At 63.4% G+C, this 24,782-nt stretch carries 24 protein-coding genes and 2 pseudogenes; 19 read left to right on the plus strand and 7 right to left on the minus strand.

Features of this window, described 5'->3' with window-relative positions; all coding sequences use genetic code 11:
- The 8 genes from QCE88_RS39845 to QCE88_RS39880 all read left to right on the plus strand — a co-directional run bounded on the left by QCE88_RS39845 (window position 1) and on the right by QCE88_RS39880 (window position 8,104).
- The gene (locus tag QCE88_RS39845; RefSeq protein WP_309911425.1) at window positions 1–1,746 is read left to right on the plus strand and encodes a carbamoyltransferase C-terminal domain-containing protein; all 1,746 of its coding nucleotides are present in this window, start codon (window positions 1–3) and stop codon (window positions 1,744–1,746) included.
- Between the two features lie 32 nt (window positions 1,747–1,778).
- A complete protein-coding gene (locus QCE88_RS39850) occupies window positions 1,779–2,795 on the plus strand; it encodes a glycosyltransferase family A protein (protein WP_309911479.1) in 1,017 nt (338 codons plus the stop codon).
- Window positions 2,792–3,865 (plus strand): glycosyltransferase family 9 protein, encoded by a 1,074-nt coding sequence (locus QCE88_RS39855; protein ID WP_309911426.1) that lies wholly within the window; start codon window positions 2,792–2,794, stop codon window positions 3,863–3,865. Before QCE88_RS39850 ends, QCE88_RS39855 begins: the two co-directional genes overlap by 4 nt.
- Window positions 3,852–4,811, plus strand: coding sequence for a glycosyltransferase family 4 protein (locus QCE88_RS39860; RefSeq protein ID WP_309911427.1), 960 nt, complete (start codon window positions 3,852–3,854; stop codon window positions 4,809–4,811). Before QCE88_RS39855 ends, QCE88_RS39860 begins: the two co-directional genes overlap by 14 nt.
- Window positions 4,812–4,837: 26 nt before the next feature.
- A complete protein-coding gene (locus QCE88_RS39865) occupies window positions 4,838–5,830 on the plus strand; it encodes an SDR family oxidoreductase (RefSeq protein WP_309911429.1) in 993 nt (330 codons plus the stop codon).
- Between the two features lie 119 nt (window positions 5,831–5,949).
- Window positions 5,950–6,204 (plus strand): hypothetical protein, encoded by a 255-nt coding sequence (locus QCE88_RS39870; protein WP_309911430.1) that lies wholly within the window; start codon window positions 5,950–5,952, stop codon window positions 6,202–6,204.
- Between the two features lie 48 nt (window positions 6,205–6,252).
- Window positions 6,253–7,422: a zinc-dependent alcohol dehydrogenase gene (locus tag QCE88_RS39875; protein ID WP_309911431.1), complete on the plus strand. Its 1,170-nt coding sequence runs from the start codon at window positions 6,253–6,255 to the stop codon at window positions 7,420–7,422.
- Window positions 7,423–7,522: 100 nt separating this feature from the next.
- Window positions 7,523–8,104 carry a hemerythrin domain-containing protein gene (locus QCE88_RS39880; RefSeq protein ID WP_309911432.1) on the plus strand — a complete coding sequence of 194 codons (582 nt, stop codon included), beginning with the start codon at window positions 7,523–7,525 and terminating at the stop codon, window positions 8,102–8,104.
- A 6-nt stretch (window positions 8,105–8,110) separates the two neighbouring features.
- On the opposite strand, the gene QCE88_RS39885 is transcribed toward QCE88_RS39880, so the two are convergent.
- Entirely contained in the window at window positions 8,111–10,429 is a 2,319-nt protein-coding gene (locus tag QCE88_RS39885; RefSeq protein ID WP_309911433.1) for an FdhF/YdeP family oxidoreductase, read from the minus strand.
- A gap of 123 nt (window positions 10,430–10,552) precedes the next feature.
- Window positions 10,553–11,824: an MFS transporter gene (locus QCE88_RS39890; protein WP_309911434.1), complete on the minus strand. Its 1,272-nt coding sequence runs from the start codon at window positions 11,822–11,824 to the stop codon at window positions 10,553–10,555.
- 140 nt (window positions 11,825–11,964) lie between these two features.
- On the opposite strand from QCE88_RS39890, the gene QCE88_RS39895 reads away from it, so the two are divergent.
- Window positions 11,965–12,327 (plus strand): glycine zipper domain-containing protein, encoded by a 363-nt coding sequence (locus QCE88_RS39895; RefSeq protein WP_309911435.1) that lies wholly within the window; start codon window positions 11,965–11,967, stop codon window positions 12,325–12,327.
- A 38-nt stretch (window positions 12,328–12,365) separates the two neighbouring features.
- Window positions 12,366–12,560, plus strand: a complete 195-nt coding sequence (locus tag QCE88_RS39900; protein ID WP_309911436.1) for a DUF2934 domain-containing protein — start codon at window positions 12,366–12,368, stop codon at window positions 12,558–12,560.
- 29 nt (window positions 12,561–12,589) lie between these two features.
- On the opposite strand, the gene QCE88_RS39905 is transcribed toward QCE88_RS39900, so the two are convergent.
- From QCE88_RS39905 to QCE88_RS39915, 3 genes are read right to left on the minus strand one after another with little or no spacing between them, the layout of a single operon-like run.
- On the minus strand, window positions 12,590–13,480 hold the full coding sequence (locus tag QCE88_RS39905; RefSeq protein ID WP_309911437.1) for an MBL fold metallo-hydrolase: 891 nt from the start codon (window positions 13,478–13,480) through the stop codon (window positions 12,590–12,592).
- A gap of 27 nt (window positions 13,481–13,507) precedes the next feature.
- On the minus strand, window positions 13,508–14,359 hold the full coding sequence (nadE, locus tag QCE88_RS39910; protein WP_309911438.1) for an ammonia-dependent NAD(+) synthetase: 852 nt from the start codon (window positions 14,357–14,359) through the stop codon (window positions 13,508–13,510).
- Window positions 14,356–14,871, minus strand: coding sequence for a CinA family protein (locus QCE88_RS39915; RefSeq protein ID WP_309911439.1), 516 nt, complete (start codon window positions 14,869–14,871; stop codon window positions 14,356–14,358). Before QCE88_RS39915 ends, nadE begins: the two co-directional genes overlap by 4 nt.
- A gap of 161 nt (window positions 14,872–15,032) precedes the next feature.
- Between QCE88_RS39915 and QCE88_RS39920 the strand changes: the two are divergent.
- The 8 genes and pseudogenes from QCE88_RS39920 to QCE88_RS39955 all read left to right on the plus strand — a co-directional run bounded on the left by QCE88_RS39920 (window position 15,033) and on the right by QCE88_RS39955 (window position 22,584).
- A pseudogene (locus QCE88_RS39920) lies at window positions 15,033–16,065 on the plus strand (cation:proton antiporter).
- Window positions 16,066–16,480: 415 nt separating this feature from the next.
- Complete coding sequence (locus QCE88_RS39925) at window positions 16,481–17,119, plus strand: c-type cytochrome (RefSeq protein ID WP_309911481.1); 639 nt, start codon at window positions 16,481–16,483, stop codon at window positions 17,117–17,119.
- Window positions 17,116–19,038: a cytochrome c oxidase subunit I gene (ctaD, locus tag QCE88_RS39930; RefSeq protein ID WP_309911441.1), complete on the plus strand. Its 1,923-nt coding sequence runs from the start codon at window positions 17,116–17,118 to the stop codon at window positions 19,036–19,038. The genes QCE88_RS39925 and ctaD overlap by 4 nt, the downstream gene beginning before the upstream one ends.
- Complete coding sequence (locus QCE88_RS39935) at window positions 19,035–19,679, plus strand: cytochrome c oxidase subunit 3 (RefSeq protein ID WP_309911442.1); 645 nt, start codon at window positions 19,035–19,037, stop codon at window positions 19,677–19,679. Before ctaD ends, QCE88_RS39935 begins: the two co-directional genes overlap by 4 nt.
- Window positions 19,676–20,011: a hypothetical protein gene (locus tag QCE88_RS39940; protein WP_309911444.1), complete on the plus strand. Its 336-nt coding sequence runs from the start codon at window positions 19,676–19,678 to the stop codon at window positions 20,009–20,011. The genes QCE88_RS39935 and QCE88_RS39940 overlap by 4 nt, the downstream gene beginning before the upstream one ends.
- Entirely contained in the window at window positions 20,005–20,940 is a 936-nt protein-coding gene (locus tag QCE88_RS39945; protein WP_309911445.1) for a cytochrome c oxidase assembly protein, read from the plus strand. Before QCE88_RS39940 ends, QCE88_RS39945 begins: the two co-directional genes overlap by 7 nt.
- Window positions 20,941–20,944: 4 nt before the next feature.
- Window positions 20,945–21,307: a c-type cytochrome gene (locus QCE88_RS39950; RefSeq protein WP_309911446.1), complete on the plus strand. Its 363-nt coding sequence runs from the start codon at window positions 20,945–20,947 to the stop codon at window positions 21,305–21,307.
- Between the two features lie 2 nt (window positions 21,308–21,309).
- Window positions 21,310–22,584 (plus strand): cytochrome c, encoded by a 1,275-nt coding sequence (locus QCE88_RS39955; protein WP_409018325.1) that lies wholly within the window; start codon window positions 21,310–21,312, stop codon window positions 22,582–22,584.
- 17 nt (window positions 22,585–22,601) lie between these two features.
- On the opposite strand, the gene QCE88_RS39960 is transcribed toward QCE88_RS39955, so the two are convergent.
- Window positions 22,602–23,369, minus strand: a complete 768-nt coding sequence (locus QCE88_RS39960; RefSeq protein ID WP_309911447.1) for an alpha/beta hydrolase — start codon at window positions 23,367–23,369, stop codon at window positions 22,602–22,604.
- Here QCE88_RS39960 and QCE88_RS39965 point away from each other — a divergent pair.
- On the plus strand, window positions 23,355–23,543 hold the full coding sequence (locus tag QCE88_RS39965; RefSeq protein WP_309911484.1) for a hypothetical protein: 189 nt from the start codon (window positions 23,355–23,357) through the stop codon (window positions 23,541–23,543). The two genes, QCE88_RS39960 and QCE88_RS39965, sit on opposite strands and share 15 nt — an antisense overlap.
- A gap of 115 nt (window positions 23,544–23,658) precedes the next feature.
- Here the strand turns inward: QCE88_RS39965 and QCE88_RS39970 are convergent.
- Window positions 23,659–23,860, minus strand: a pseudogene (locus QCE88_RS39970) (LrgB family protein); the annotation flags it as partial.
- Between the last annotated feature and the right edge of the window lie 922 nt (window positions 23,861–24,782).

Raw genomic sequence — 24,782 nt, forward strand, 5'->3', positions numbered from 1 at the left:
ATGTACACATTGGGAATCAACGCGGTTTATCACGACAGCGCGGCGGCGCTCGTCAAGGATGGCGTCGTTATCGCGGCGGCCGAGGACGAACGCTTCACGCACGTCAAGCACGCGAAGCGCCCCGTGCCGTTCTCGACCTGGCAGCTTCCGTTCGATGCGATCGACTATTGCCTGAAGGAAGCGGGCATCGAGCTGGCCGACATCGATCACATCGCGTATTCATACGATCCGCAACTCTTCTCCGGCATGCCGAAGGACGCGAAGGCGAGCATCGCGCTGCCGATGATGCCGTCCGAAGAAGCGCTGACCAATCCGTCCGAATCACCGTGGGACCCGCTGTTTCTGAGCTATATCGTCAACGCGAAAGGACAGTTGCTCGACGGCGCGCCGCATCATCTGAAGAAGCGCTTCGCGAGCGGCGGACGCGCGGTGCGTTTCCAATGGCATAACGTCGATCATCATCTGTGTCACGAGGCGAGCGCGTTTCTCGCGGCACCTTTCGACGATACCGCCGTGCTCACGATGGATGGCCGCGGCGAAGGCGTGACCACGAGCCTCGGGCAGTTCGTGAACGGCGAATATCAACGGCTGAAGCAGGTGGAACTGCCGCATTCGCTCGGCCTGCTCTATGAAGCCGTGACGGGCTACCTGGGCTTCCTGCATTCGTCGGACGAGTACAAGGTGATGGCGCTCGCTTCCTTCGGCAAGCCCGCCTATGTCGATCATTTCCGCGAGGTCGTGAAGTATCGTCATGACGGAAGCTATACCGTGGATGCGCCGCGTCTCGTCGAACGCTTCGGCCCCGCGCGCGAACGCGGCGGTCCGCTCACGCAGCATCACTTCGATATCGCGCATTCGCTGCAAGTCGTGCTCGAAGAGACCGCGCTCGAACTCGCGAAGTGGCTTCATGAGCGCAACGGGCTGCCGAATCTCGCGATGGCTGGCGGCGTCGCGCTCAACTGCGTGATGAACGCGCGGCTGCGCGATCGTGGTCCGTTCAGGGAAGTGTGGGTGCAGCCCGCCGCGGGCGATGCCGGCACGGCGCTCGGCGCCGCGTTGTGGACGGACTATCGCGAGCGCGCAGAAGCAGGCGACCGTGAACGCAAGTGGCGCATGGATCACGCGTATCTCGGCCCCGAGTTCGGCGACGAAGAGATCGAAGCGTTTCTGAAATGGACGCGCGCGCCTTATCGCAAGCTCACGAATATCGCCGATGAAACGGCGGAGATCCTCGCGCAGAACCGCGTGATCGGCTGGTATCAGGGACGCACGGAATTCGGGCCGCGCGCGCTCGGCGCGCGCTCGATCCTTGCATCGCCCATCGATGCGTCGATGCAGGCGCGTCTGAACGAGATCAAGGATCGCGAGGACTTTCGCCCGGTTGCGCCCGTCGTGATTGAGGAGCATGCCGCCGACTGGTTCGTCGATGCACGCGTCGCGCCGTTCATGTTGTTCGTGTTCGATGTGCGGCCCGAGATGAAGGCGCGCATTCCAGCGGTCACGCATATCGACGGCACCGCGCGCGTGCAGACCGTCAATCGCGCGCAGCATGCGCTCTACTATGATCTCATCGCCGCGTTCAAGGCGCGCACGGGCGTGCCGGTGCTCGTCAATACGTCGTTCAATACGCGCGGCGAGCCGATGGTGAACTCGCCGCGCGATGCGCTCGAATCGTTCTGGACCTCCCCGCTCGATGCGCTCGTGATCGGCTCGTTCCTCGTCGAAAAACCGGGTGCGCGCGCATGAGCACGTACACGGGGCTTTTCGAAAACGGCGAGATGAGCGCGACGGATGCGCCCGCCGCTGCACGCGACGATTTCATTCCGGACGTGTCCGTGATCGTGCCGACGTATCGCCGTCCCGCGATGCTCGAACGCTGCGTGTGCGCGATCGCATCGCAAGCGTATGATCCGGCGCGATATGAAATCATCGTGTGCGATGACGGTCCCGATGAAGCGACCAGGACATCCGTGCAGCGTCTCGCCGCATCCCACGCACAGAACGGACCGAGAATCCGCTACGTGCCGGTGACGTCGACGCAAGGCCCGGCCGGCGCGCGCAATGCGGGCTGGCGCGCTTCGCTCGCACGGAGCATCGCCTTCACCGACGACGACACCATCCCCGATACGCAGTGGCTCGCGAACGGCATGCGCGCGCTCGATGCGGGCGCCGATGCGGTATCGGGCCGCATCGTCGTGCCGCTGCGCAAGCGTCCGACCGATTACGAACTCGATGCAGCCGGTCTCGCCAACACGGAGTTCGCCACCGCGAACGCGTTCGCGACACGCGCCGCGCTCGAACGCACGGGCGGATTCGATGCGCGCTTCACGTCCGCGTGGCGTGAAGACTCCGATCTGCAATTCGCGTTGATGGGCGCGGGACTTTCCATCGCACGCGCCGACGATGCAATGGTCCTGCATCCCGTGCGGCCCGCGCGCTGGGGCGTGAGCATCTCTCAGCAGAAGAAGAGCCAGTTCGACGCGCTGCTGTACAAGAAGCATCGTGCGCTGTTTCGCGAACGTATCCGGCGCGGTCCGCCGCTGCTCTACTATGCGATGCTCGCGGCGCTCGTCGTGGCGCTCGTATCGCTCATCGCGGGTGCGCCGCGCATGGCAGCGATGGCGGGACTCGCATGGGCAGCGATGACGGTATGGTTCTGCACGCAACGACTGAAGACGACGGCCCGCACGCCCGCGCATATCGCCGAGATGTTATGGACATCCGCGATCATTCCGTATCTGTCGATCTATTGGCGCATTCGCGGCGCGTTCAAGTTCGGGGTGTTCTTCCTATGAACATCGAGCCGATCGAACGCATCGCGATCTTTCGCGCGCTGCAACTCGGCGACATGCTGTGCGCCGTGCCCGCATTGCGCGCGTTGCGGCGTGCGTATCCGCAGGCGCATATCGCGCTCATCGGCTTGCCTTGGGCGAATAGCTTCGTCGACCGATACGCGCATCTCCTCGATGAACGCATCGTGTTTCCGGGCGCTATCGGATTTCCCGAGCAAGAGGAAACCGACGCGCATCTGCCCGCGTTTCTGCACGCCATGCGCGAACGACGCTTCGATCTCGCGATCCAGTTGCATGGCAGCGGCGGCGTCGCGAACGATATCGTCGCGGGCATGGGCGCGCGCATGAGCGCGGGCTTTCTCAAGCCCGATGAATCAATGCGCGAAGGCGTGTTCATGCCGTGGCCGGACGATCTGCCCGAGCCCGCGCGCTATACCGCGCTGATGCAGCGTCTCGGCATCGAAGCCGATGCGCTCGATCTGGAGATTCCGCTCACCGACGACGACACGCGCGAATGCGATGCGCTGGTCGATGCCCGCGCGATCGTTTGCGAAAGACTCGTTCTGCTTCATCCGGGCGCGCAATTGCCTTCACGCCGATGGCCCGTCGAGCGCTTCGGTGAAGTGGCGCGCGCGATATCCCAAGCCGGCTGGCAAGTCGCCGTCACGGGCAGTGAGAGCGAAGCGCCGCTCACCGCGCGCGTTGCACACGATGCCGGCCTGCGAGCCATCGATCTCGCCGGACGCACGTCGCTCGGCGCGCTGGCCGCGCTCGTCGCGAGGGCGAGACTCATCGTCTGCAACGACACCGGGCTATCGCATGTCGCGGCGGCGATGCGCACGTCCAGTGTCGTGATCGCATCGGGCAGCGATACGCGCCGCTGGGCGCCGCTCGATCATGCGCGTCATCGGGTGCTCGCGGACTGGCCCGCATGTCGTCCATGCGCGTTTCGCGACTGTCCCTACGGCCACGAATGCGCGCTCAACGTGAGCGTGCGATCGGTGCTCGATACCGCTTTCGCCCAACTCGAAACCACCGTCCGACAGGAGACGCTTCTTCATGCCCACGACTAGTTCCCGGCGCTTGCGTGTGCTCACGTGGCATATCCACGGCAATTACCTCTATTACCTGAGCCAGGCGCCGCACGACTTCTATCTGGTCACGCGTCCCGGCTATCCGCCCGGATACGCGGGCACGGCGGGCGCGTTGCCGTTCGGCGCGAACGTGCATGAGATACCGGCGAGCGAAGTGCCGTCGCAATCGTTCGATGTCGTGCTGTTCCAGCACAGGCATCAATGGGACGACGACCGTCTCAACCTGCTCACCGATGCCCAGCGGCGCTTGCCGCGCATCTATATCGAACACGATCCGCCGCAGGAGAACCCTTTCGAACAGAAGCACTGGGTGCGGGAGCGCGACACGCTACTGGTGCACGTCACGCACTTCAACCGGCTCATGTGGGAGAGCGGCGAAACGCCCACGCGCGTCATCGAGCATGGCGTGGTGGTGCCCAAGGACGTGCATTACAGCGGCGAACTGCAGCGCGGCATCGCGGTGATCAATCATCTGCGTCAGCGCGGAAGAAGGCTCGGCAACGATGTCTATGCGCAAGCGGCCACGCGCGTGCCGCTCGATCTCGTCGGCATGGATGCGCAATCGGCGGGCGGCATCGGCGAAGTCGGCAATCTGGAGCTTGCGGCGTTCAGCGCGCGCTATCGTTTCTTCTTCAATCCGATTCGCTGGACGAGTCTCGGACTCGCGATCGTCGAGGCGATGACGATCGGCATGCCGATCATCGGTCTCGCGACGACCGAACTCGCCACCGTGATCCGCAACGGCGAGAGCGGCTACGTGCATACGGATACGCAAGCGCTCATCGACGCGATGCAGCACCTTCTGCGCGATCCCGCCGAAGCGCGGCGTCTCGGCGAAGGCGCGCGGCGCACCGCGCTGGAACGCTTCCACATCGCCCGCTTCGCGCGCGACTGGGACGAAGCGCTGCGTTATGTGTGCAGCTAGCCATTCATCTGACAGGACTTGACGACATGAAAGAAGCCTTCAGGAAGCGGATTCTGGTGACGGGCGGCGCGGGCTTTCTCGGCTCGCATCTGTGCGAGCGTCTGCTTGCGCAAGGTCATGACGTGCTGTGCGTCGATAACTTCTATACCGGCACGAAGGACAATATCGCGCATCTGCTCGACAGCCCGAACTTCGAGCTGATGCGTCACGACGTGACCTTTCCGCTCTATGTGGAAGTCGATGAGATTTATAACCTCGCGTGCCCCGCTTCACCGATTCACTATCAGCATGATCCGGTGCAGACTACGAAGACGAGCGTGCACGGCGCGATCAACATGCTCGGGCTCGCGAAGCGCGTGCACGCGCGCATCTTTCAGGCATCGACGAGCGAAGTCTATGGCGATGCCCACGTGCATCCGCAACAGGAGGCGTACTGGGGCAACGTGAATCCCATCGGGCCGCGTTCGTGTTACGACGAAGGCAAGCGTTGCGCCGAAACGCTCTTCATGGACTATCGGCGGCAGCACGGGCTTTCGATCAAGATCGCGCGCATCTTCAATACGTACGGGCCGCGCATGCACCCGTCGGATGGGCGCGTGATTTCGAACTTCATGATGCAGGCGCTATCGGGCGAGCCGATCACGGTCTATGGCGAAGGCTCGCAGACGCGTTCGTTCTGCTATGTCGACGATATGGTCGATGCGTTCATCCGCCTCATGAACACGCCCGACGAACTGACCGGTCCGGTGAATCTCGGCAATCCGCACGAGCTTTCGATGCTCGAGATCGCGCGGCGAATCATCGAACTGACGGGGTCGTCGTCGGAGATCGTGTTCAAGCCTCTGCCGATGGATGATCCGTGGCATCGACAGCCGGATATCGCGCTCGCACGCGAGGCGCTCGGCTGGTCGCCGACGACCTCGCTCGACGACGGATTGCGGCGCACGGCGCAGCATTTTCGTGCGGTATTCGAGGCCATGCAAGGGCGCGACGCTCAGTGCCGTCAGGCAATGGCGTAAGCACCCTGCCCAATCGAAATGTCTCATGTTTCGCGACAAAGCGCGCACCCTTGGTAATCGAGGCATATCGATTGCTCGAATGGAAAGCGATACCCTCAAGCGTGTTGAAGGAGCAGGCGATGCAAAGCGAACCATCTGATCCCCTCGAGCGTGCGGACGAGCGCCGCAAAGCGCTTGGCGAGGGCGATATAAAGGAAAAAGGTGACGGCACCATCGAACAGCGCGAGCACGGCAACATCGACCCGACTCTTGTGCCCAAGGGAAAGGATCATTCCGAGGAAGGGCCATATGTGCCCGAGCACGATCATGTCGATCTCGACCTCGAGCCCACGAGCCGCAGCGGCAGACCCGGCAAGGCCGACAACGAAGCCTAGGTTCACGACAGCATACCCGCCATTGCAACAAAACAGCCCGAGGCATCCATGAAAGCACTCATCTGGCACGGCAAGAAGGATATTCGATACGACACCGTTCCTGACCCGCTCATCGAGCATGGCCGGGACGCGATCATTAAGGTGTCGACCTGCGCAATCTGCGGCTCGGACCTCCATCTGTTTGACGGCTTCATGCCCGGCATGAAGTCCGGGGACGTGATGGGCCACGAATTCATGGGAGAAGTCGTCGAAGTTGGCCGAGACAACACGGCGCTAAAAATTGGCGACCGCGTCGTCGTGCCCTTTACGATCATCTGCGGCGAGTGCGACCAGTGCAAGCGCGGCAATTTCTCGGTTTGCGAGCGCTCCAACCGAAACAAGGACGCCGCCGATAAGGTGTTCGGTCACGCTACGGCGGGCTTGTTCGGCTACACGCATTTGACGGGCGGCTACCCTGGCGGGCAGGCCGAGTATGTGCGCGTGCCGTTTGCGGACAAGACGCATGTAAAAATCCCGGACGGGCTCACCGACGAGCAGGTGCTCTTTCTCGGCGATATCTTTCCGACCGGATGGCAGGCGGCGGTTCAGTGTGAGATCGAGCCGACCGATACCGTCGCGATCTGGGGCGCGGGTCCTGTCGGGCAGATGGCAGTGCGTAGCGCCTTGCTGCTCGGTGCGAAACAGGTGATCGTGATTGATCGCGTGCCCGAACGTCTCGCGATGGCGCGCGCGGCGGGCGCCATCACAATCGACTTCAAAGAGGAAAGCGTGCTGGATCGGTTGCGGGACTTGACGCAGGGCAAGGGTCCGGAGAAATGCATCGACGCAGTCGGCATGGAATCGCACGCGACGCGTTCGTTCGACGCCCTTTACGATCGCGCCAAGCAGGCGGTCATGTTGGAGACCGACCGGCCCCACGTACTTCGCGAGATGATCTACGTGTGCCGTCCCGCTGGTACGCTTTCGGTGCCGGGTGTGTATGGCGGACTGATCGACAAGATTCCGTTCGGCGCCGCGATGAACAAGGGGCTCACCTGGCGCATGGGCCAGACGCACGTCAACCGCTGGACTGATGATCTCCTGAGCCGCATCCAGGACGGACAGATCGACCCGTCGTTTGTCATCACGCACCGCATGCGTCTGGAGGATGGTCCTTCGATGTACAAGACTTTTCGAGACAAAGAAGATGGATGTATCAAGGTGGTCCTCAAGCCTTAACGAGGGACGCAGCCCACATCTCCAACGTTAGTCGACCGATTACGCGAATACCCTACCATCACAGCAGCCCTACACATGCGGCTGAGGAGTCATCGTGGACATGCCATCCTGCTCCCCTTCCATCACGACGATGATCCGCATGGATCACACGCATGTGATGGCGGCTTTTCATCGCTATCACGCGGAAAGAGCGTGGTGGAGAAAGCGCGCCATCGTCGAGCTCGCCTGCACGGCGCTAGAAATACACGCGCAACTCGAGGAAGAGATCTTCTACCCCGCGCTCAGCGAGGTGATGGCCGGAGACGAACATCTTACGAAGAGCAAGCCCGAGCACGACAAGATGCGCGAAGACATCGCGAAGCTGCGTTCGATGGGTCCGGAGGATGCCGCCTACGACGCCCGTTTCATGCAGCTCATGCGTGAAGCGATGCATCACGTCGCGGATGAGGAAACGGTGCTGCTTCCGACGGCCGAACGCGCGCTCGCCTCGCAGTTGTCCGAGCTGGGCATGCGCATGACGAAGCGCCGCATGCAGCTCGTCGCGCAGCACCGGCCCGGCGCGATCGCGGCGAATACCGTGGGCACGTTTCCGCTCGCATCGTTTGCGTTGATATCGATCGGCGCGCTCGCGCTCGCGCACTGTCTGCGGCCCGCTTCCGCGCGCCGCCGATATCGCGCGTAACGGCGCTCAAGGCTCGCGCGGCGTACCGTTTACCTCGACAATATGGACCGGGATGGACTTCGCGCCGGGGACCTTGCTTTCCTTCGCGTAGTGCCATAGCGGCAGGAGCGGATTGCACTCCGGGTAATACCCGGCGATGCATCCCTGCGGTATGTCGTACGGCTCGATGCGCAGACCCCCGACGCGCCGCTCGAAGCCATCGGCCGCGATGGTGCGCAAAGTCACGCGGTCATCCTTCCTGAGACCGTGGCGCACCATGTCCGCCTCGCACATTAGGATCACCATGCGGCCGCCGCTGATGCCGCGGAAGCGGTCGTCATGGCCGTAGATCGTCGTGTTGAACTGGCTGTCGCTGCGCAAGGTCATGAGCCGCAACGATTGCGGCTCGCGTTCGGGCATGTCCGGATCTTCCCCGATGCTTTCTGGCACGAAGAACTCCGCCTTGCCGCTCTTGGTCTTCCACTTGCGCTCGCGTGCTGGCAGATCGCGCGGGAAGCCGCCCGGCGTCCACATTCTTTCGTTGAAGTCGTGAAAGGTCTCGGGATATGTCTTCGCTATTTCGTCGCGCACGAGCGCATAGTCGTCGCGCCAGCGTTCCCAGTCGACGGTCGAGCGCTCGCCGAGCGTATGCTTCGCCAGCGCCGCGACGATATACGGCTCCGAGCGCGCATCGGGCGATGCAGGCTCGGCCACGCCACGCGAGCCGTGAATGCAGCCCGTGCTGTCTTCCATCGACACCGCCTGCGCGCCGCTTGCCTGCATATCGATCTCGATGCGGCTCAGGCACGGCAGAATGTACGACTTCTCGCCATGCACGAGATGACTGCGATTGAGCTTCGTCGCGACATTGACCGTGAGCTTCAGGTTCCGCCACGCCGGTTCGATGCGCATGCGGTCCGGCACCGAGCGCACGAGGTTGCCACCGAGATTGACGACCGCGCTTACTTTGCCATCGAGCATCGCCTCGAAGGTCTCGACGATGTTCATGCCTTTCTCGCGCGGCGGCTCGAAGCCGAACTGGCTCGCGAGCTTGTCGAGCGGCGCGAGCTCCGGCTTCTCCGTGATGCCCACCGTGCGCTGCCCCTGCACGTTCGAATGTCCGCGCACGGGCGACGGCCCCGCGCCCGGCTTGCCGATGTTCCCGCGCAGGAAGAGTAGATTGCACAGCATGCGCACGTTCTGCACGCCTTGCCTGTGCTGCGTCATGCCCATCCCGTAGTGCGCCATCACCGCGTTGGCGCGCATGTATTCCTCGGCAGCGGCTTCGAGATCGGTGCGCGGCAGGCCCGCCACGCGTTCGATATCGTCCCAGGACGCGGCGCGCACGTAATCTGCGAAGGCCTCGAAGCCGACCGTTTGCGTTTCGATGAAGTCGACATCGAGCATGCGCGGCTCGCCGTGTTCCTTTGCGCGGTCGTCGGCTTGAATGACGGCCTTGCAGATGCCGAGCATCGCGGCCGTGTCGCCGCCCGTCTTCACCTGATGATATTGCGTGCTGATCACCGTATGCGCCGGTGACAACATCTCGAGCGGCGATTGCGGATTGGCGAACTTGATGAGCCCCGGCTCGCGCAAGGGATTGAAGGTGATGATCGGCACGCCGCGCTTTCTCGCTTCCTGTAGTTGATGCAGCATGCGCGGGCTATTGGTGCCGACGTTCTGCCCGAAGAAGAACATGAGGTCGGTCTTCTCGAAGTCGTCGAGCCTGATCGTGCCGACGCCCACGCCGATCGCGGCCTTCAACCCGACGCTCGTGCTTTCGTGACACATGTTCGAGCTGTCGGGAAGATTGTTGGTGCCGTACATGCGCGCGAAGAGTTGGTACATGTACGACGTTTCCAGCGATGCCCTTCCTGATGCATAGAACGACACGCGCTTCGGATCGAGCGCGCGCAACTCGCGGCCGATGTCCTCGAATGCTTCGTCCCACGAGACGCTCACATATTTTTCGGTGGCGGCGTCGTAGCGCAGCGGCGCGGTGAGACGCCCCGCATCTTCGAGATCGTGATCGTGCCACGCGCATAGCTCCGTCACCGTGTGCAACTCGAAGAACTGCGGCGTCATGCGCTTCGCAGTCAGGTCCCACGCGGTCGCCTTCGCCCCGCTTTCACAGAACTCGAAGGTATGCGGGTCCGCCGGCTTGGCCCACGAGCAGCTCACGCAGGCGAAGCCATCGGGCTTGTTCTGCTTCAGCAGGACCGTGCTTTCCTTCAACGGCACCTTTTCCCGGATGAGCGCGCCTGCGACCGCTTTCAGCGATCCCCATCCGCCCGACGAATACGGGTATGCGGCGCTCTTGCGAACGCCATTGTCTGATTCGGCCATGTCTTGCCTCGCACGTGTTCGATCTGTTTGTACCTCGCGCGAGCAAATGACGTTCCCTTTCCGGCGGCCTTCAGCGCGTACCAGGCGACGGACGCACGGTCGGCGGAAGCTCACTCACGTACACTACTGTTTCGCTCGACTTCTGCTTACGCGGACGCCTGCGCGCGCTGCGCAAAGTACCAGAAGGCCGTTGCCCACGATACCGGTCATGCCCAGAACGATCAGCGCACCGGCGGGGCCGAGCACTGCTGCAAGCCCGCCTGCCAATAGCGTTCCTGTCGGCCAGCATCCGATTCCGACAGTCACTAAGCCAAAGACACGGCTGCGCATGGCATCGGGCACGGATTCGATAACTATGGTCGTCTGATGTATGTTGTACGCGGCGCTTCCCAGTCCGCCGATGAAGAAGATGAGCAGCAGCAAGGTCAGCGAGCACTTGTGCGCGCTCGCGGACCCGGCAACCGCTATCGCAAGAAAGAACAATATCGATCCCGTCAGCAACCAGAGAAGGGACCGGCCGCGCGGTCGAACGCTTCCGATGATTGCTCCGGCCACGAAGGACCCTGCCGGTTCCGCCGAGCAAAGCACGCCGATCATCAAGGCCGACAAGTTGAACGTTTCCCTGCCAAGAGGCGTCAGCAGAACGTTATAGCTATAACCGCATAAGTTTGTGATGACCGTCACGACCAGAAGCGCCATCATCGTTCGGTGGCCGCGCGCATATCGCCACGCCTCGACGAGGTCTCGGCGAATCTGCGACGATGAGAGCCAGCTGGTCGACGTTTGCACGGCCTCGAGGCGGGAAATGAGCGCCGCCGCGAAGAGAGACGACGCCGCCGAAAGAGAATACGACGTTGCGACGCCGAGCACGCCGTATATCCAGCCCCCAAACAGAGGGCCGATGCATCGCGTCGCGTAGTTGGTCATGCTGTCGATGGCGACCGCGCGAGAAGCCATCGCCGTCCCCGCCGTCTCGGCGATCATGCGCCTTCGTGCCGGCATCTCGGTGGCATAGACGACGCCGCTCACCAGCGCGGCTGCGCAAAGGTGCCAGGTAGCCAGCGTGCCAAGCCAGGACAGGACCGCGACCGTCGTCGACGAAGCGCTCGCCAGCAACAACCCGACAAGCACAATCTTCTTTCGGTCTACTGCATCGGCCACCACGCCCACGACCGCTCCGCTCAGAAGAAGCGGCAGACTCCGGCAGGCGGAGACTACTGCGACGGCCACCGCGGAATTCGTCGTCTTGAAAGTGAACAGCGCAGCGACGAGCATTTCCAGCCACATCATCGAGGTGGATACCGCGCCGGCGGTCCAGAGCGGTATGAAGCCTTTCGCGCACATCACGCGCGTCGGATGCAGTGAGCGGCCTACGTTCATCTGATCGTCTTCCATGGCTCGATCGTTGGCGACGGGAGTTGCGGGGAAACCGCGTGATCCCGGAGAAGCGGCACGCGGATTGCGGTACCGCGCGTGCCGTTTGCACGGATACTCGGCTACCCTAACGTATTCCACTATGCCCGTCGGAGGCAACCATGGCTGACAACGATCGCACGCTCGACCCCGTCGACGCTCTGAAGACCGAACGCGCCGGCAGTAGCTACGAATTTCCGACGAGCGAGAGCATGGCTACTGATGGACACAGTGAGCCGTCCGCAAAGAGAGACGGTCATGGTTTCCGTGAAGCGTCGCAGTCGTGGAATGGGGGCAGCAACGGCGCGTCGGGCGATTTGCGGTCGAGCGCCAAGGACAAATTCGCGGACATGCAAGATGCCATGAGTAGGAAGTACAGGGTCGCAGCCGACACGACCGACGATTTCGTGCATGAGAATCCGTGGAATGCCATCGCGATTGCCGCGCTGGCCGGGGTCGTCGTGGGCATGCTCGCCTCGCGTTGAGCGTGCTGTGTTCAGCATCGATTCCACCGGAGAAGAGCATGAACGTTCCCACTACGGAAGAGCAGATCCGCGCACTCGCTCACAGGCTTTGGGAAGAAGCAGGCCGTCCGGAGGGACGCTCCGAGGATTTCTGGATTCTGGCGCAGCAGCAACTGGCGAGCGAACCCGGCATGGGTAGCAATACGTTTGACCGCGCGCGAACCGGCGGGGAAGGCAGCAAACCCGATCTATAACGCCGCGGCACGGTTCGTATTCCGGGCCGCTAGCCCCGCGCGCACCTGGGCTGTCTGAATGCCTCGGCAGGGACGCCCGCCGAGCGCCCCGCAAGGCGCTCGAACTCTGTCGGGTCATGGCTGCAGCACACGTCGAGCTTGCCGGATGACGCGTCGCCAGCGCACAGCCTGCGAAGGCGCGCCTGATTCCAGCGACGTGCCGTTCGATCCTTGTCCATCAGCCACTGATAGACAGCCAGCCCCGGCGTACAGCGTGGACGCTCCAGATCCATTTCGGTGTGGAAGAAATATGCGTCCGCCGCCATTAGCAGCCAGCCGCTCTCCTTGTGCACCGCGATGCCAGCGTGCCCGAAGGTATGTCCCGTGAGCGGCACCAGCGCAATATCGTTCAGCGACGCGGAGAGCGGCCGCACGCATTCGAAGTCATGCCAACGGTCGCCACTGATTGCGTCGTGGAATTGCCAGTTGGGCTGCGTCGACCATTGTTGAGGCCGAAAGCGCTGTCGATCGAGCCAGGTTCGCTGCTGGACCGCATAGTCCCGCTCGATGCGAAGCATATGCACGATCGCGTTCGGGAAATCATCCAGACCGCCCGCATGGTCGAAGTCGAGATGGCTGAGCACGATGTGCCGTACGTCGGCGGCTGAGAAGCCCAATCTTTCGATCTGGCGTATCGCGGTCATCTCCTCGCGGAACTCGGGCTTGAGCATCAAGAGGAAAAATGCCGAAAGGCGGTTGCGCGGGTCGGCGACATCGCGCAGGCCGAAGCCTGTATCGATCAGCACGAGACCTTCCTCGGACTCGACCAGCAGACAATGGCATGTGAGTTCGCCGCGCCGCAGAAGACTCGGCGTGCGACCGTCGAAGAGCTTGCCGCCGAGCGGACAGCTCGATATGCAGTTGAGGTGGTGGACTCGCATGCCATGCCTTGGGAGAAAAAACCCGCGTCAATCGGCTGAGCGCGGCACTTCGACCGGAAGCATGCGCTTATGACGCGTTGCCATATAGAAGCGGCGGATTGTAAGCAGCACTTCTTCGCCGACATCCTTGCCCTCCAGGAAGTCATCGATGTTTTCGTAGCTGATGCCGTAACTCTCTTCGTCCGGACGCTGCGGCGTGAGCGATTCGAGATCGGCCGTGGGCAGTTTCATCACGAGGCGATCCACGGCACCCATCGAACGCGCGAGGGCTCGCACGCGGCGCTTGTTCAGCCCCGAAAGCGGCAAGATATCGGCGCCGCCATCGCCAAACTTGGTGAAGAAGCCCATCAGCGATTCGGCAGCGTGATCGGTGCCGATCACCACGCCGACGCGAGCGCCCGCTATCGCATAGTGCGCGATCATGCGCTGGCGCGCCTTGATGTTGCCGAGCACGAAGTCTTCGTGGAAATCGTCGGTATATTGCGCGCCCGCGCGTTTCAGCGCCCCGAGCATTTCGTCGGATGGGCGCTTCACGTCAACAGTCAGCGCCTCGTCCGGCCGGATGAAGTCGAGCGCGAGCCGGGCGTCTTCCTCATCGCGCTGTGTGCCATACGGCAGCCTGAGCGCGACGAAACGCGCATCATATCCGCTTGCACGGATGCGCTCGACGCTCAGTTGCGCGAGACGGCCCGCCGTCGACGAATCTACGCCGCCGCTGATCCCCAGCACAAAAGTACGCAACCCCTGCTCGACGAGGTAATTCGAAAGAAAGTCAATACGACGCTCGCGCTCGGCCTCGACGTCGAAGTCTCGGGTGACGCCGAGTTCGCGAATAATCTCTTCCTGCCAGGTGCGCCAATCGATGCTTTGCTCGTTCATCGCTTCTCCCTCACGCGCTGTGCCTGCTGCTGACCGAAGTAATGTTCGATGCGCGACAACGCATAAAGCGCTGCCGCACGCCGGATGTCGTTGCGTTCGCCCTCGAATTTCTTCGTCTCGGCGAAGGTAAGAATGTCGCCCTCGCGCGTGCGATACGACCAGGCGAAACACTGCGTGCCCGGCGGCGGTCCGTCCGGCACCTCGTCGGCTACGCCCGTGTTCGACACCGCGACCTGCGCACAGCACGCTTCCTGCTGCAACGCTCCCTCCGACATCTCCCGCGCGACCGCTTCGCTCGTGAGTCCGTGCTGCTGCATGGTTTCCTCGCGTACGCCGAGAAAGCCCGCCTTGCCCGTCGGCGAATAGGTCACGAAGCCCACGTCGAGGCAGCCCCCACTGCCGGGCACCGACGACACCAGCGACGCGATGAATCCAGCCGTGCACGATTCCGCGGTCGCGAGCGTGAGACCACGCGAGCTGAGAAAAGAAACGACTTGTTGTGGGATGTCCATGATCGCCTTCTTGAGGGCTGGCTCGCATGCGATGCTGGGCAGCAGTTCGTATGCCAGCTGCAAGGTCGAAGGACGCGTCATGGAATACTGATTGCTTCACCGCGTTGCCAACGAACGTTTCACAGGCAAGCACGGGAAACGAAGTCGAGGAGCGAGCGGTGATCAGCGAGGCGGTCTGGTTCATGGTGGTAGGCGCACTGCTGATCCTCATGGCGGTATGCACGGCTTAATCGTCCGCTTGGCGATGACTGGCGCCATGGTGTATCTCGTCGCGGGGTTCGTGCTGGGTCCGGCCGGCGTCGGTTTGCTCGAGCCCGACATCGAAGGAAACTTGCGCCTGCTGCGCGTGCTGACCGAAGCCGGGCTCGTCGTCTCGCTGTTCGCGATCGGCATGCATTTGCGCGTGCCGCTTGCGAGCGAACTCTGGCGGCTCACGTCGTGGCTCGCCGGGCCGGCCATGATTCTGACGATCGGCCTGATGTATCTCGCAGCACGTTTCGGCCTCGGCCTCGCCGCCGGACCCGCGCTGCTGCTCGCAGCGATCCTCGCTCCGACCGATCCGGTGCTCGCCAACGAGCTGCGCGTACGCAAGGCCGGCGACGACGAGGCGCTGCGCTTCGCGCTTTCACCCGGGGACGGTTCCAACGACGGCGCCGCCTATCCGTTCGCGTTGATCGCGCTCGCGCTGTGCGGGAGCCCGAGTCTCGGCAGCGGCAATCCGTGGACCTTCGCCGCAGCTATCGCCTGGGGCATCGTCAGTGCTCTCGTCATCGGCTGGGGAATCGGCTCGGGCGTCGTGCGCCTCGTGATCCGCCTGCAAACGCGTTATCGGCAAGCGCTTGGGCTGGAAGGCTTCATTGCGCTCGGAATCATGGCGCTTGCCTATGGTGCGGCGCTCCTCGTGCATGGCTATGCGTTCATCGCGGTGTTCACGGCGGGCGTGGCCTTGCGTCGGCAGGAACTCGCCGCGACGGGAGAGACGACGCCAGTAAGGCGCTCGAATCGGTCGAGCTCGGCATTCGGGGCGTCGGTGCCTTCTACTATCTGCTCTTCGCGCTCGAACAGGCAGGCAAGGAGCATGTCCAGCCGATCGCGCCGATCGTGCTCGCGACCGTCGTGCTTTCCGTTGTCCTGCATGGCACGAGCGCAAGCACACTCCTGCACCGGTACTTCTCGAATCGCGACCCGACATAACGCTCTAGGGAACGGCGATTGCTGTTGCGAACGTGCCTGTTCGGTTTCTGTCCATTTCCGACGAGACGCGCTCACCTGGGAAAATGGCCGACGTACCATGCAAAGCGCCCTGACCCCCGCCGGCATTCAGGCGAGCCGCATTCTCGACCTCTGGCATCTGACACTCGCGGTCTGCTGCGTGGTCTTCGCGGCTATCCTGCTGGCATGCCTGATCGCGATGGTGCGCGCTCCGCGCGCCAACCGCGCGACGCCGGCGGACGTCTCCACGGTGAATCGCGCGCACCCGCGAATGCGCTTTTGGGTAACTGCGGCCACCGGACTCTCCGCGTTCCTCCTGTTCGCACTCGTACTCGCGGACGTCGTCACGGACCGCGCGTTGTCCCGGCTGCCGGTCGACAATGCGCTGCACATCGAGATGACTGGCTATCAGTGGTGGTGGCAAGCGCGCTATTCCGATGAAAACGGCGCATCCGGTTTCGTGCTCGCCAACGAGCTTCATGTTCCAGTGAGACGACCCGTTGTCGTTTCGCTCACGGCCGCCGACGTGATTCATACGTTCTGGGTGCCGAGCCTGCACGGCAAGAAGGACATGATTCCCGGACGGGACGCGACCATCGAGTTTCGCGCCGACAAGGCCGGCGTCTATCGCGGTCAGTGTGCGGAGTTCTGCGGCTACGAGCACGCGCTGATGGCCTTCTCGGTCACAGCCGATCCGCCCGCGCAATACGAAGCCTGGGCCGCGCGGCAGCGCGAGCCGGCGGCGCAAACGTCAGACGGACGCGCCGCGCGCGGTCGGGACGTATTCCTGACACAGGATTGCGCGCGCTGCCACACCGTGCGCGGCACGCCCGCGCAGGGAAGCATCGGTCCGGATCTGACCCACGTCGCGAGCCGGCAGTTCATCGCCGCAGGAACCCTCGCGAACAACCGCGGCAATCTCGCGGGCTGGATTATCGATCCGCGAACGCTCAAGCCAGGCACCGCGATGCCGCCCACACGCCTGCCGCCCGACGACCTGCAGGCGCTGCTCACGTGGTTGGAGACCTTGAAATGACGGACACGCCGCTGACCGACGGTCCGCACGCCGCGCCCGACGTGCGCGACGCACTCGCGAGAACCTGGAGCGATCCGCCCGGCTTCATCGGCATGTTGAGCGCGATCAACCACAAGACGATCGCGCGGCGCTTCATCGTGACGTGCTTCGCGTTCTTTCTGCTCGCCGGGTTGCTCGCGCTCGTCATGCGCACGCAACTCGCGCGTCCGGACCAACGCCTGATCGGACCGAACCTCTACAACGAACTCTTCACGATGCACGGCACCACGATGATGTTCCTCTTCGCCGTGCCGGTGATGCAGGCCGTCGCTGCGTACCTCGTGCCGCTGATGATCGGCGCGCGCAGCGTCGCGTTTCCCCGCATGAACGCCTACGCGTACTGGGTCTTCCTGTTCGGCGGGCTGCTGCTGTTCGGCGCGCTCATCGTGAACACCGCGCCGAACGCGGGCTGGTTCAGCTACGTGCCGCTCGCCGGCCCCGACTACTCGCCAAACAAGGGCGCGGACATCTGGGCGCAGATGATCACCTTCACCGAACTCTCCGGTCTTATTGAAGCGGTCGTTCTCATCACGACGATCTTCAAGATGCGCGCACCCGGCATGTCACTCAACCGAATGCCACTGTTCGTCTGGGCCACGCTAGTCACGCAGCTCATGGTGATCTTCGCGATGCCCGCTGTCATGCTGTGCAGCACTGCGCTGATTCTCGACCGGCTCGTGGGCACCCATTTCTATAACCCGGCGAAAGGCGGCGACGTGTTGCTGTGGCAACACCTGTTCTGGTTCTTCGGCCATCCCGAGGTGTATCTGGTCTTCATCCCGCCGCTCGGCTTCCTCTCGTCGATCATTCCGACGTTCGCGCGCCGTCCCGTGTTCGGCTATCCAGCGATGGTACTTTCGCTGATCGCCACCGCGTTTCTGGCGTTCGGGCTCTGGGTGCATCACATGTTCGCGACCAACATCCCCGAGCTTGGCAAGAGCTTCTTCACGGCCGCCAGCCTGATGATCGCGATTCCGTCGGCGATCCAGATCTTCTGCTGGATCGGCACGCTCTGGACCGGCAAGCTGAATCTGCGCGTGCCGCTGCTCTTCGTGCTCGCGTTCTTCTTCATCCTCGTGATGGGCGGCATGACCGGCATCATGGTCGCGTCCGTGCCGCTCGATCTGCAGGTTCACGATACTTACTTCGTGGTCGCGCATTTGCATTACGTGCTGTTCGGCGGCGGCGTGTTTCCGCTCTTCGGCGCGTTCTTCTACTGGTTCCCGAAGTTCGCGGGGCGCATGCTCGACGAGCGTCTGGGCAAGTGGCAGTTCTGGCTGTTTTTCATCGGCTTCAACGTGACTTTCTTTCCCATGCACCTGCTCGGTCTCGAAGGCATGCCGCGACGCGTGTGGACTTATCCGCACGGGCTCGGCTGGGACGGCATGAATCTCACCGCGACGGTCGGCGCGTACATGATCGCGCTCTCCGTGCTGCTCTTCATCGTCAATGTCGTCCGAAGCGTGAGGAGCGACGAACGCGCTCCCGCCGATCCGTGGGGCGCGGGAACGCTCGAATGGAGCGTGCCGTCGCCGCCGCCGCCGCATAACTTCGATGCCATTCCGGTCGTGCACGGCCGAGATCCGCTGTGGGAACCCGCCGCGCAGCCCGCATTCGTCGCGGGGCTTGCTGCGGATGCACGCGAGGTTCTGGTCACGAGCGTGCTCGATGCGCAGCCCGATCACCGTCCGCTGTTTCCGAAGCCATCAGTCTGGCCATTCGTCAGCGCAGTGGCGACGACCGTGCTTTTCATCGGCTCCATTTATACGCCGTGGGCGATCGTATGGGCATCGCTGCCCGTTGCGATCGCGATGATCGGGTGGTTCTGGCCGAACCGCGCCGATAACCGGCTCGCCGTCGCGCGGGAGCGTCAGCCATGAACACCGATACCCGCACGGCGACGCCGCGGCCCGACAGGCCCGAGACAGGCGACTTCGTGCTCGACGTGCGCGCGCTGCCCACCTTCGCCTTCAGTCATCGCAGTCTGATGTGGTGGAGCACGGCCGGCCTGATGCTGATCGAAGGCACCGTGTTCGCCATCGCCGTGATGATGTACTTCTATCTGCGCACGCGCGCGCCCGCCTGGCCGATGGCCGCCGATGCACCGCGTCTTTTATGGGGCACGCTGAACACCGTGGTACTGATCGTGAGCCTCGCGCCCAACCAATTTGCGAAGAACGCAGCCGAACGAGGCGAGCGCCGCAAAGCTGCGATCTGGCTCGCGGTCTGCCTCGTCGCGTCGATCGCGTTCCTCGTGATACGGGGCTTCGAGTTCGCTTCGCTGAACGTGAGCTGGTACACGAATGCGTATGGGTCGGTCGTGTGGTTGTTGCTCGGTCTGCACACGACTCATCTCATCACCGATACCGTCGATACCGCCGTGCTGACCGTGCTGCTCTTCACCGGACCATTCGAGAGCAAGCGGTTCGTCGATGTCAGCGAGAACGCGCTCTATTGGTACTTCGTCGTGTTGAGCTGGCTGCCGATCTACTGCGTGATCTATTGGGCGGCCCGGCTATGAAGACCTGGCTCGCGCTGCTCGGCGCTCCATCCGTCGTCCTCGGCTGCCTCAGCGTGAACTATGCGCTGGTGACGCCGGCATGCCGGCTTGGAGGCGAGGCGTTGCTGCACGGTGTGAGCGGCGCGAGCGCGATCGTGTGCGTGGCCGCGACGCTGCTCGCCTGGAAGCGCTGGCGCGACGCGCGGCGTGCGCTCGCCCTGCCGGCGCCCGATACCGCCGCTCGTCCCGCGCGCCCGGCGTTCATCGCCGCGGTCGCGGCAGGCGTGGGCGCGCTGTCGGTCTTGTCCGTGATCGCCATATCGATACCGCAATGGTTGCTGTCCGCATGTTGAAACTCGCACCGCTTTGCGCGCTGCTCGCATGTGCCGGTGCAAACGCGCACGTTCCCGCCGACACGCCCGAGGCGTCGCCTCTCGCGTGGACGTTCGAGCCGTGGGTCATCGTCGTGCTGACGGTGAGCGTGGTCCTTTATCTCGTCGGATATGTGAAGCTGCGCAGGCGCGGCGCGCAAGGCCGCAAGGAGCGCGCAGCGAGGCTTGCCGCATTCATCGCGGGATGGCTCACGCTCGTGGTCGCGCTGGTGTCGCCGCTGCACGGACTGAGCGAATGGCTGTTTTCAGCGCACATGCTTCAGCACGAACTCTTCATGCTGGTCGCGGCGCCGCTGCTCGTCATCGGCCGGCCGCTCGGCGTGTGGCTCTGGGCGTTTCCCGCGAACGCGAGAGTACGCATCGGCACGGCGACGCGCTCGCGCTGGATCAGATTGCCGTGGCGCTGGCTCACATTGCCACTCGTCGCGTGGACGCTCCACGCCGCCGCGCTCTGGATCTGGCATGCGCCGCGCTTCTTCGAGGCGGCGCTCGCCCGGCCCGGCATCCATACGTTGCAGCATGCGAGTTTCCTCGCAAGCGCATTGCTCTTCTGGTGGGCCGTGTTCGGCCGCGTATCGGCAGGTGCGTCGGAAGGTGGGCCGGAAGGCGCGTCGAACGCGCACGCAATGCTCTCCCTCTTCACGACGATGGTTCACACCGGCGCGCTCGGCGCATTGCTGACGCTGGCGCCGGGCATCTGGTATCCGTCGTGCATCGAGACCACGCGCGCGCTCGGCTTCGATCCGCTGCAAGATCAGCAACTCGGCGGCCTCGTGATGTGGGTGCCGGGCGGACTGGCTTATCTGATCGGCGGATTGATGGTCGGTGCGCGCTGGCTGATGCGACGCCCGCCGCCGCGCATCGGCGAGCGCATCGCCCGCGAGGGATGACAGCATGCGCAAAGTTATCGTCGCGCTGTTGCCGGTCGTCGCGCTCGCTGCGTGCAAGGGCGAGCCGCCTTCGTCCGATTCGATCACCGGCGGCAATCCGCAACGCGGCCTCGATGCGATCCGGCGCTACGGCTGCGGCGCTTGTCATCGCATTGACGGCGTGCCGGGCGCCTACGGCAAGGTCGGGCCGACGCTGCAGAAAATCGGCGAGCGCGCCTACGTCGCCGGTAAGTTGCCCAACACGCCCGAGAATCTGCAGACGTGGATTCGCTTCCCGCAGCGTATCGTGCCGGGCAGCGCGATGCCCGATCTCGGTGTAAGCGAATCTGACGCCCGTGACATCGCCGCCTATCTGTATCACCAATGACGATGAACGTCTCCCGCTTTCTCCTCATCCTGCTCCTGTGGCCGCTTGTCGCCATGGCGGACGATGCAGCGCCCTCGCCCGACCTGCTTGCGCGGGGCGCGTACCTTGCGAAAGCCGCGGATTGCGCGGGCTGCCATACGGCGGCATCGCACGGCGCGCCGTATGCCGGCGGACTCGAAATGACGTCGCCCTTCGGCACCATCGTGAGCAGCAACATCACGCCGGACCGCGAGACGGGCATCGGCGCATATAGCTTCGAGGACTTCGCGAAAGCGTTGCGCGAAGGCGTGCGACGGGATGGCAAGGGCCTGTATCCGGCGATGCCCTATCCCGCCTTCGTCAAGATCAGCGACGACGACATGCGCGCCCTCTACGCCTACATGATGCAAGGCGTGCCGGCCGTGAAGTTTAAGCCGCCCGAGACCAAAGTACCGTTTCCGTTCAACCAGCGATGGGCGCTGCGTCTGTGGCGCGCGGCGCTTGCACCGAAGGACCGCTTCGCGCCGCGACCCGGCCACGATGCCGACTGGAATCGCGGCGCGTACCTCGTGCAGTCGCTCGGGCACTGCGGCTCGTGTCATACGCCGCGCGGCATCGGCTATCAGGAGCGCGGCTACGACGAATCATCGAAAGCGTTTCTATCCGGCGGCATCAACGACAACTGGTTCGCGCCGAATCTGCGAGCCGATCCCGGCTCGGGGCTCGGCCGTGTCACAGCGCAGGACCTTGCGGCGTTCATGAAGACCGGGCACGGCGCGGGTATCGTTGCATATGGAAGCATGGTCGAAACGATCGAGGACAGTTTGCAGTATCTGACCGATGACGACCTGCGCGCGATCGCCGTCTACCTGAAGAGCCTGCCCGCGACGGGCGCAGCGGATGGCATCTTCGATCCCACACTCGCGGAGCCCGGCCGTCTTAAAACGCGCGCTCCCGACATTGCGCCAGCACAAGGCGCGGCGGTGTACGCGGGCTTTTGCACGCAGTGTCATCGCGATGACGGCAAGGGGGTGCAGAACGCGTTTCCGGCGCTTGCCGGCAATCCGTCGGTCATCAGCGAGGACACGACCTCGCTGATCCGGCTGCTGGTTGAAGGCGGCAACAGTCCGGCGACGATACACGGCCCGCCGCGTCAGCCGATGCCGCCGTTCGCCGCGCGCCTCACCGATGTGCAGATCGCACAAGTGCTGACGTACGTGCGCGCGTCCTGGGGCAACGATGCGCGTCCGATCACCACGAACGATGTCGCTTCGATGCGCAGCAAGCTGCACAAGTAGGCCTACGTCTGGCGCGCTCATTCGAGCGCCATCGCCTCCACGGCGTCGCCGATGCGCTCGGCTTCGTCATAATGGACCATATGCCCGCGCTTCGGAATGATGGAGAGCACGCTATGCCCGATGTCTTTGAAGAGACGCCCGGACTGTGACGCCGCGTCGACGATCAGGTCATCGCTGCCGGCGAAGATGCGGACCGGCATGTCCATCTCGCCGTAGCGTGCCGACATGTGCGCCGCGGCCGGAATCATGCACGCGGCATCCTCCGCCGTGGCCCGCATCTGCGACGGGCGCAGTACGATTCCACGCGGCACATACGTGTGGAAGCTCTCGGTTGCCTCGCGCGGAGCGAACATAGCTTGGACCGTACGCCCGTACATCATGCGCGCGACGATAGGCGAGACCGTGTAGCGCATCACATCGCCGATGACCGGAATGGCGACGGGCGCGCTGATCGCGACATCTACCCGCGCGGTCGGATAGTAGTAGCCGGAGATCAGCGTGAGCCCTCGAATCTCCATATGCGGTTCCAGCGCCATGGCGACCGCGACGACACAACCGAAGGAGTGGCCGGCGACTACCGCGCGGGGCAGCCCCATGTTTTTGAGCGCGGATTGGATGGTCCGCGCCTGCGCCTGCGGCGTCCAAAGGCGACCGCGCGGCCGCTCGCTGTATCCGAAGCCCGGACGATCGAAAGCGATGACGCGATAGCGTCTCGATAGACGATCGAACAGCCCGCTCGCCAGGAAATCCTGCGCCGTGACCAGGTTTCCATGCAGCAGCACCACGACCGGACCGTCACCCTCGTCGAAGTAATGGAGCCGCACACCTTCGGCTTCGATGAACTGGCCGAGCGGCGGACAGTCGCGCTCCGCACGTCGCGCGCGCATGGCGGTCCACGCCGCAATCCCGATCGATGCGACGGCCGCGCCGGCAATCAACACACCGCGCGAGAGCAATGATCCGTTTCGTGAGGCTCGCGTGCTTAACCCGTAGAGTTGGATGCAGACAGTCTGTCGTATTCCCTGCAACCCTTGTTCCCGTTCGCCACGACAATGATCGGCAACTTCCGGCGGATCGCGACAGGACTGGCCGCAGCAGCGGCACGACGAAGGCGATAAAGACGCCGTTCAGTCCGATACCGAGGCCGGGAAACGCACCCATTTTCCCGCTGTCCTGATACCCGCGTGCCGTATCGACGCCGTGTCGACGCGGTGTCGACACCGTGCGAAGCCACGCCGAGCGCGAAGCCGCGGGTTTCAGCGTCCTCGATTCGCAACGTGGCATTTGGCCGCCTTGAAGGATTGCAGGCACCCGACTGCTGTCGCTGCAGCTCAATAACGGTGTCAGAGCCGATCAAACCTTCATTACGTCTAGCTGAGTCTGCGACCGGCTGTGCTCTTACCAGAAACCAGCGGAACACGTTGTCGATTCGACTGATACGCAGTTCGATCTGGCTCGCGACGAGCGCACCAATGACATGGGTCTGTGGCTCGTGCCAACCGACCGGCTGATCCGGAATCGTGAAGGACGGAAGTTCGGCCGTCAGAATCACGGGAGGCGCGTAGGCATGCCACGGAGCCGGTGACCGTCTGCAACAGTCTCAAATTCGGCTGGAGTCCGTCAGCGCCGTACACGGAAGCGGCAACCCTTCAAGTCGACCTTCAGATCGTCGCAAGCGGTGATACGTCTGTTGCCAAATGAGCGCCGACATCTTGCCATCGAAGGTTGTTCTTCCCGCCGAGTAAGATCCCGTCATGATCGGTCTTTGCTGACGCTGTCATCGAGCGCTTCGAGCGGAAACATAGTGTGGTCCCACTCGCCGATTTCTCTGGGAATTCGTCTGCATAGGACAGTTCACGGCGAAGGCGGTCACTTGCAAATTACTCGCCAGCGTAATTGGCGCGGCGGACTGCAAGGAAGGGGCTTCGTCACTCATATATGTCGACCGCGTCTGCTTCGGAGGATGACGAGGATGGATTGGATGACGTCGGTTAGCAGCCCGCGTCGACGCCGCATGTACCGAGTGCGCCTGGAAAGGCGGCGCCGAGAAGCCGCGCAACTCGTCCAAGCTGAATTAGTACGGCCACTTATGCGGTCAGCTCATCGCCATCTGAAAGAATCACGCGAGCGCGTACTCGGCGCCTTTCCACTTCCCGATGTGACCCTGCTAAAGCGCCGCGCGCGTCGCTTGGAATTCG

Source organism: Caballeronia sp. LZ035 (genome assembly GCF_031451175.1).
GTDB lineage: Bacteria > Pseudomonadota > Gammaproteobacteria > Burkholderiales > Burkholderiaceae > Caballeronia.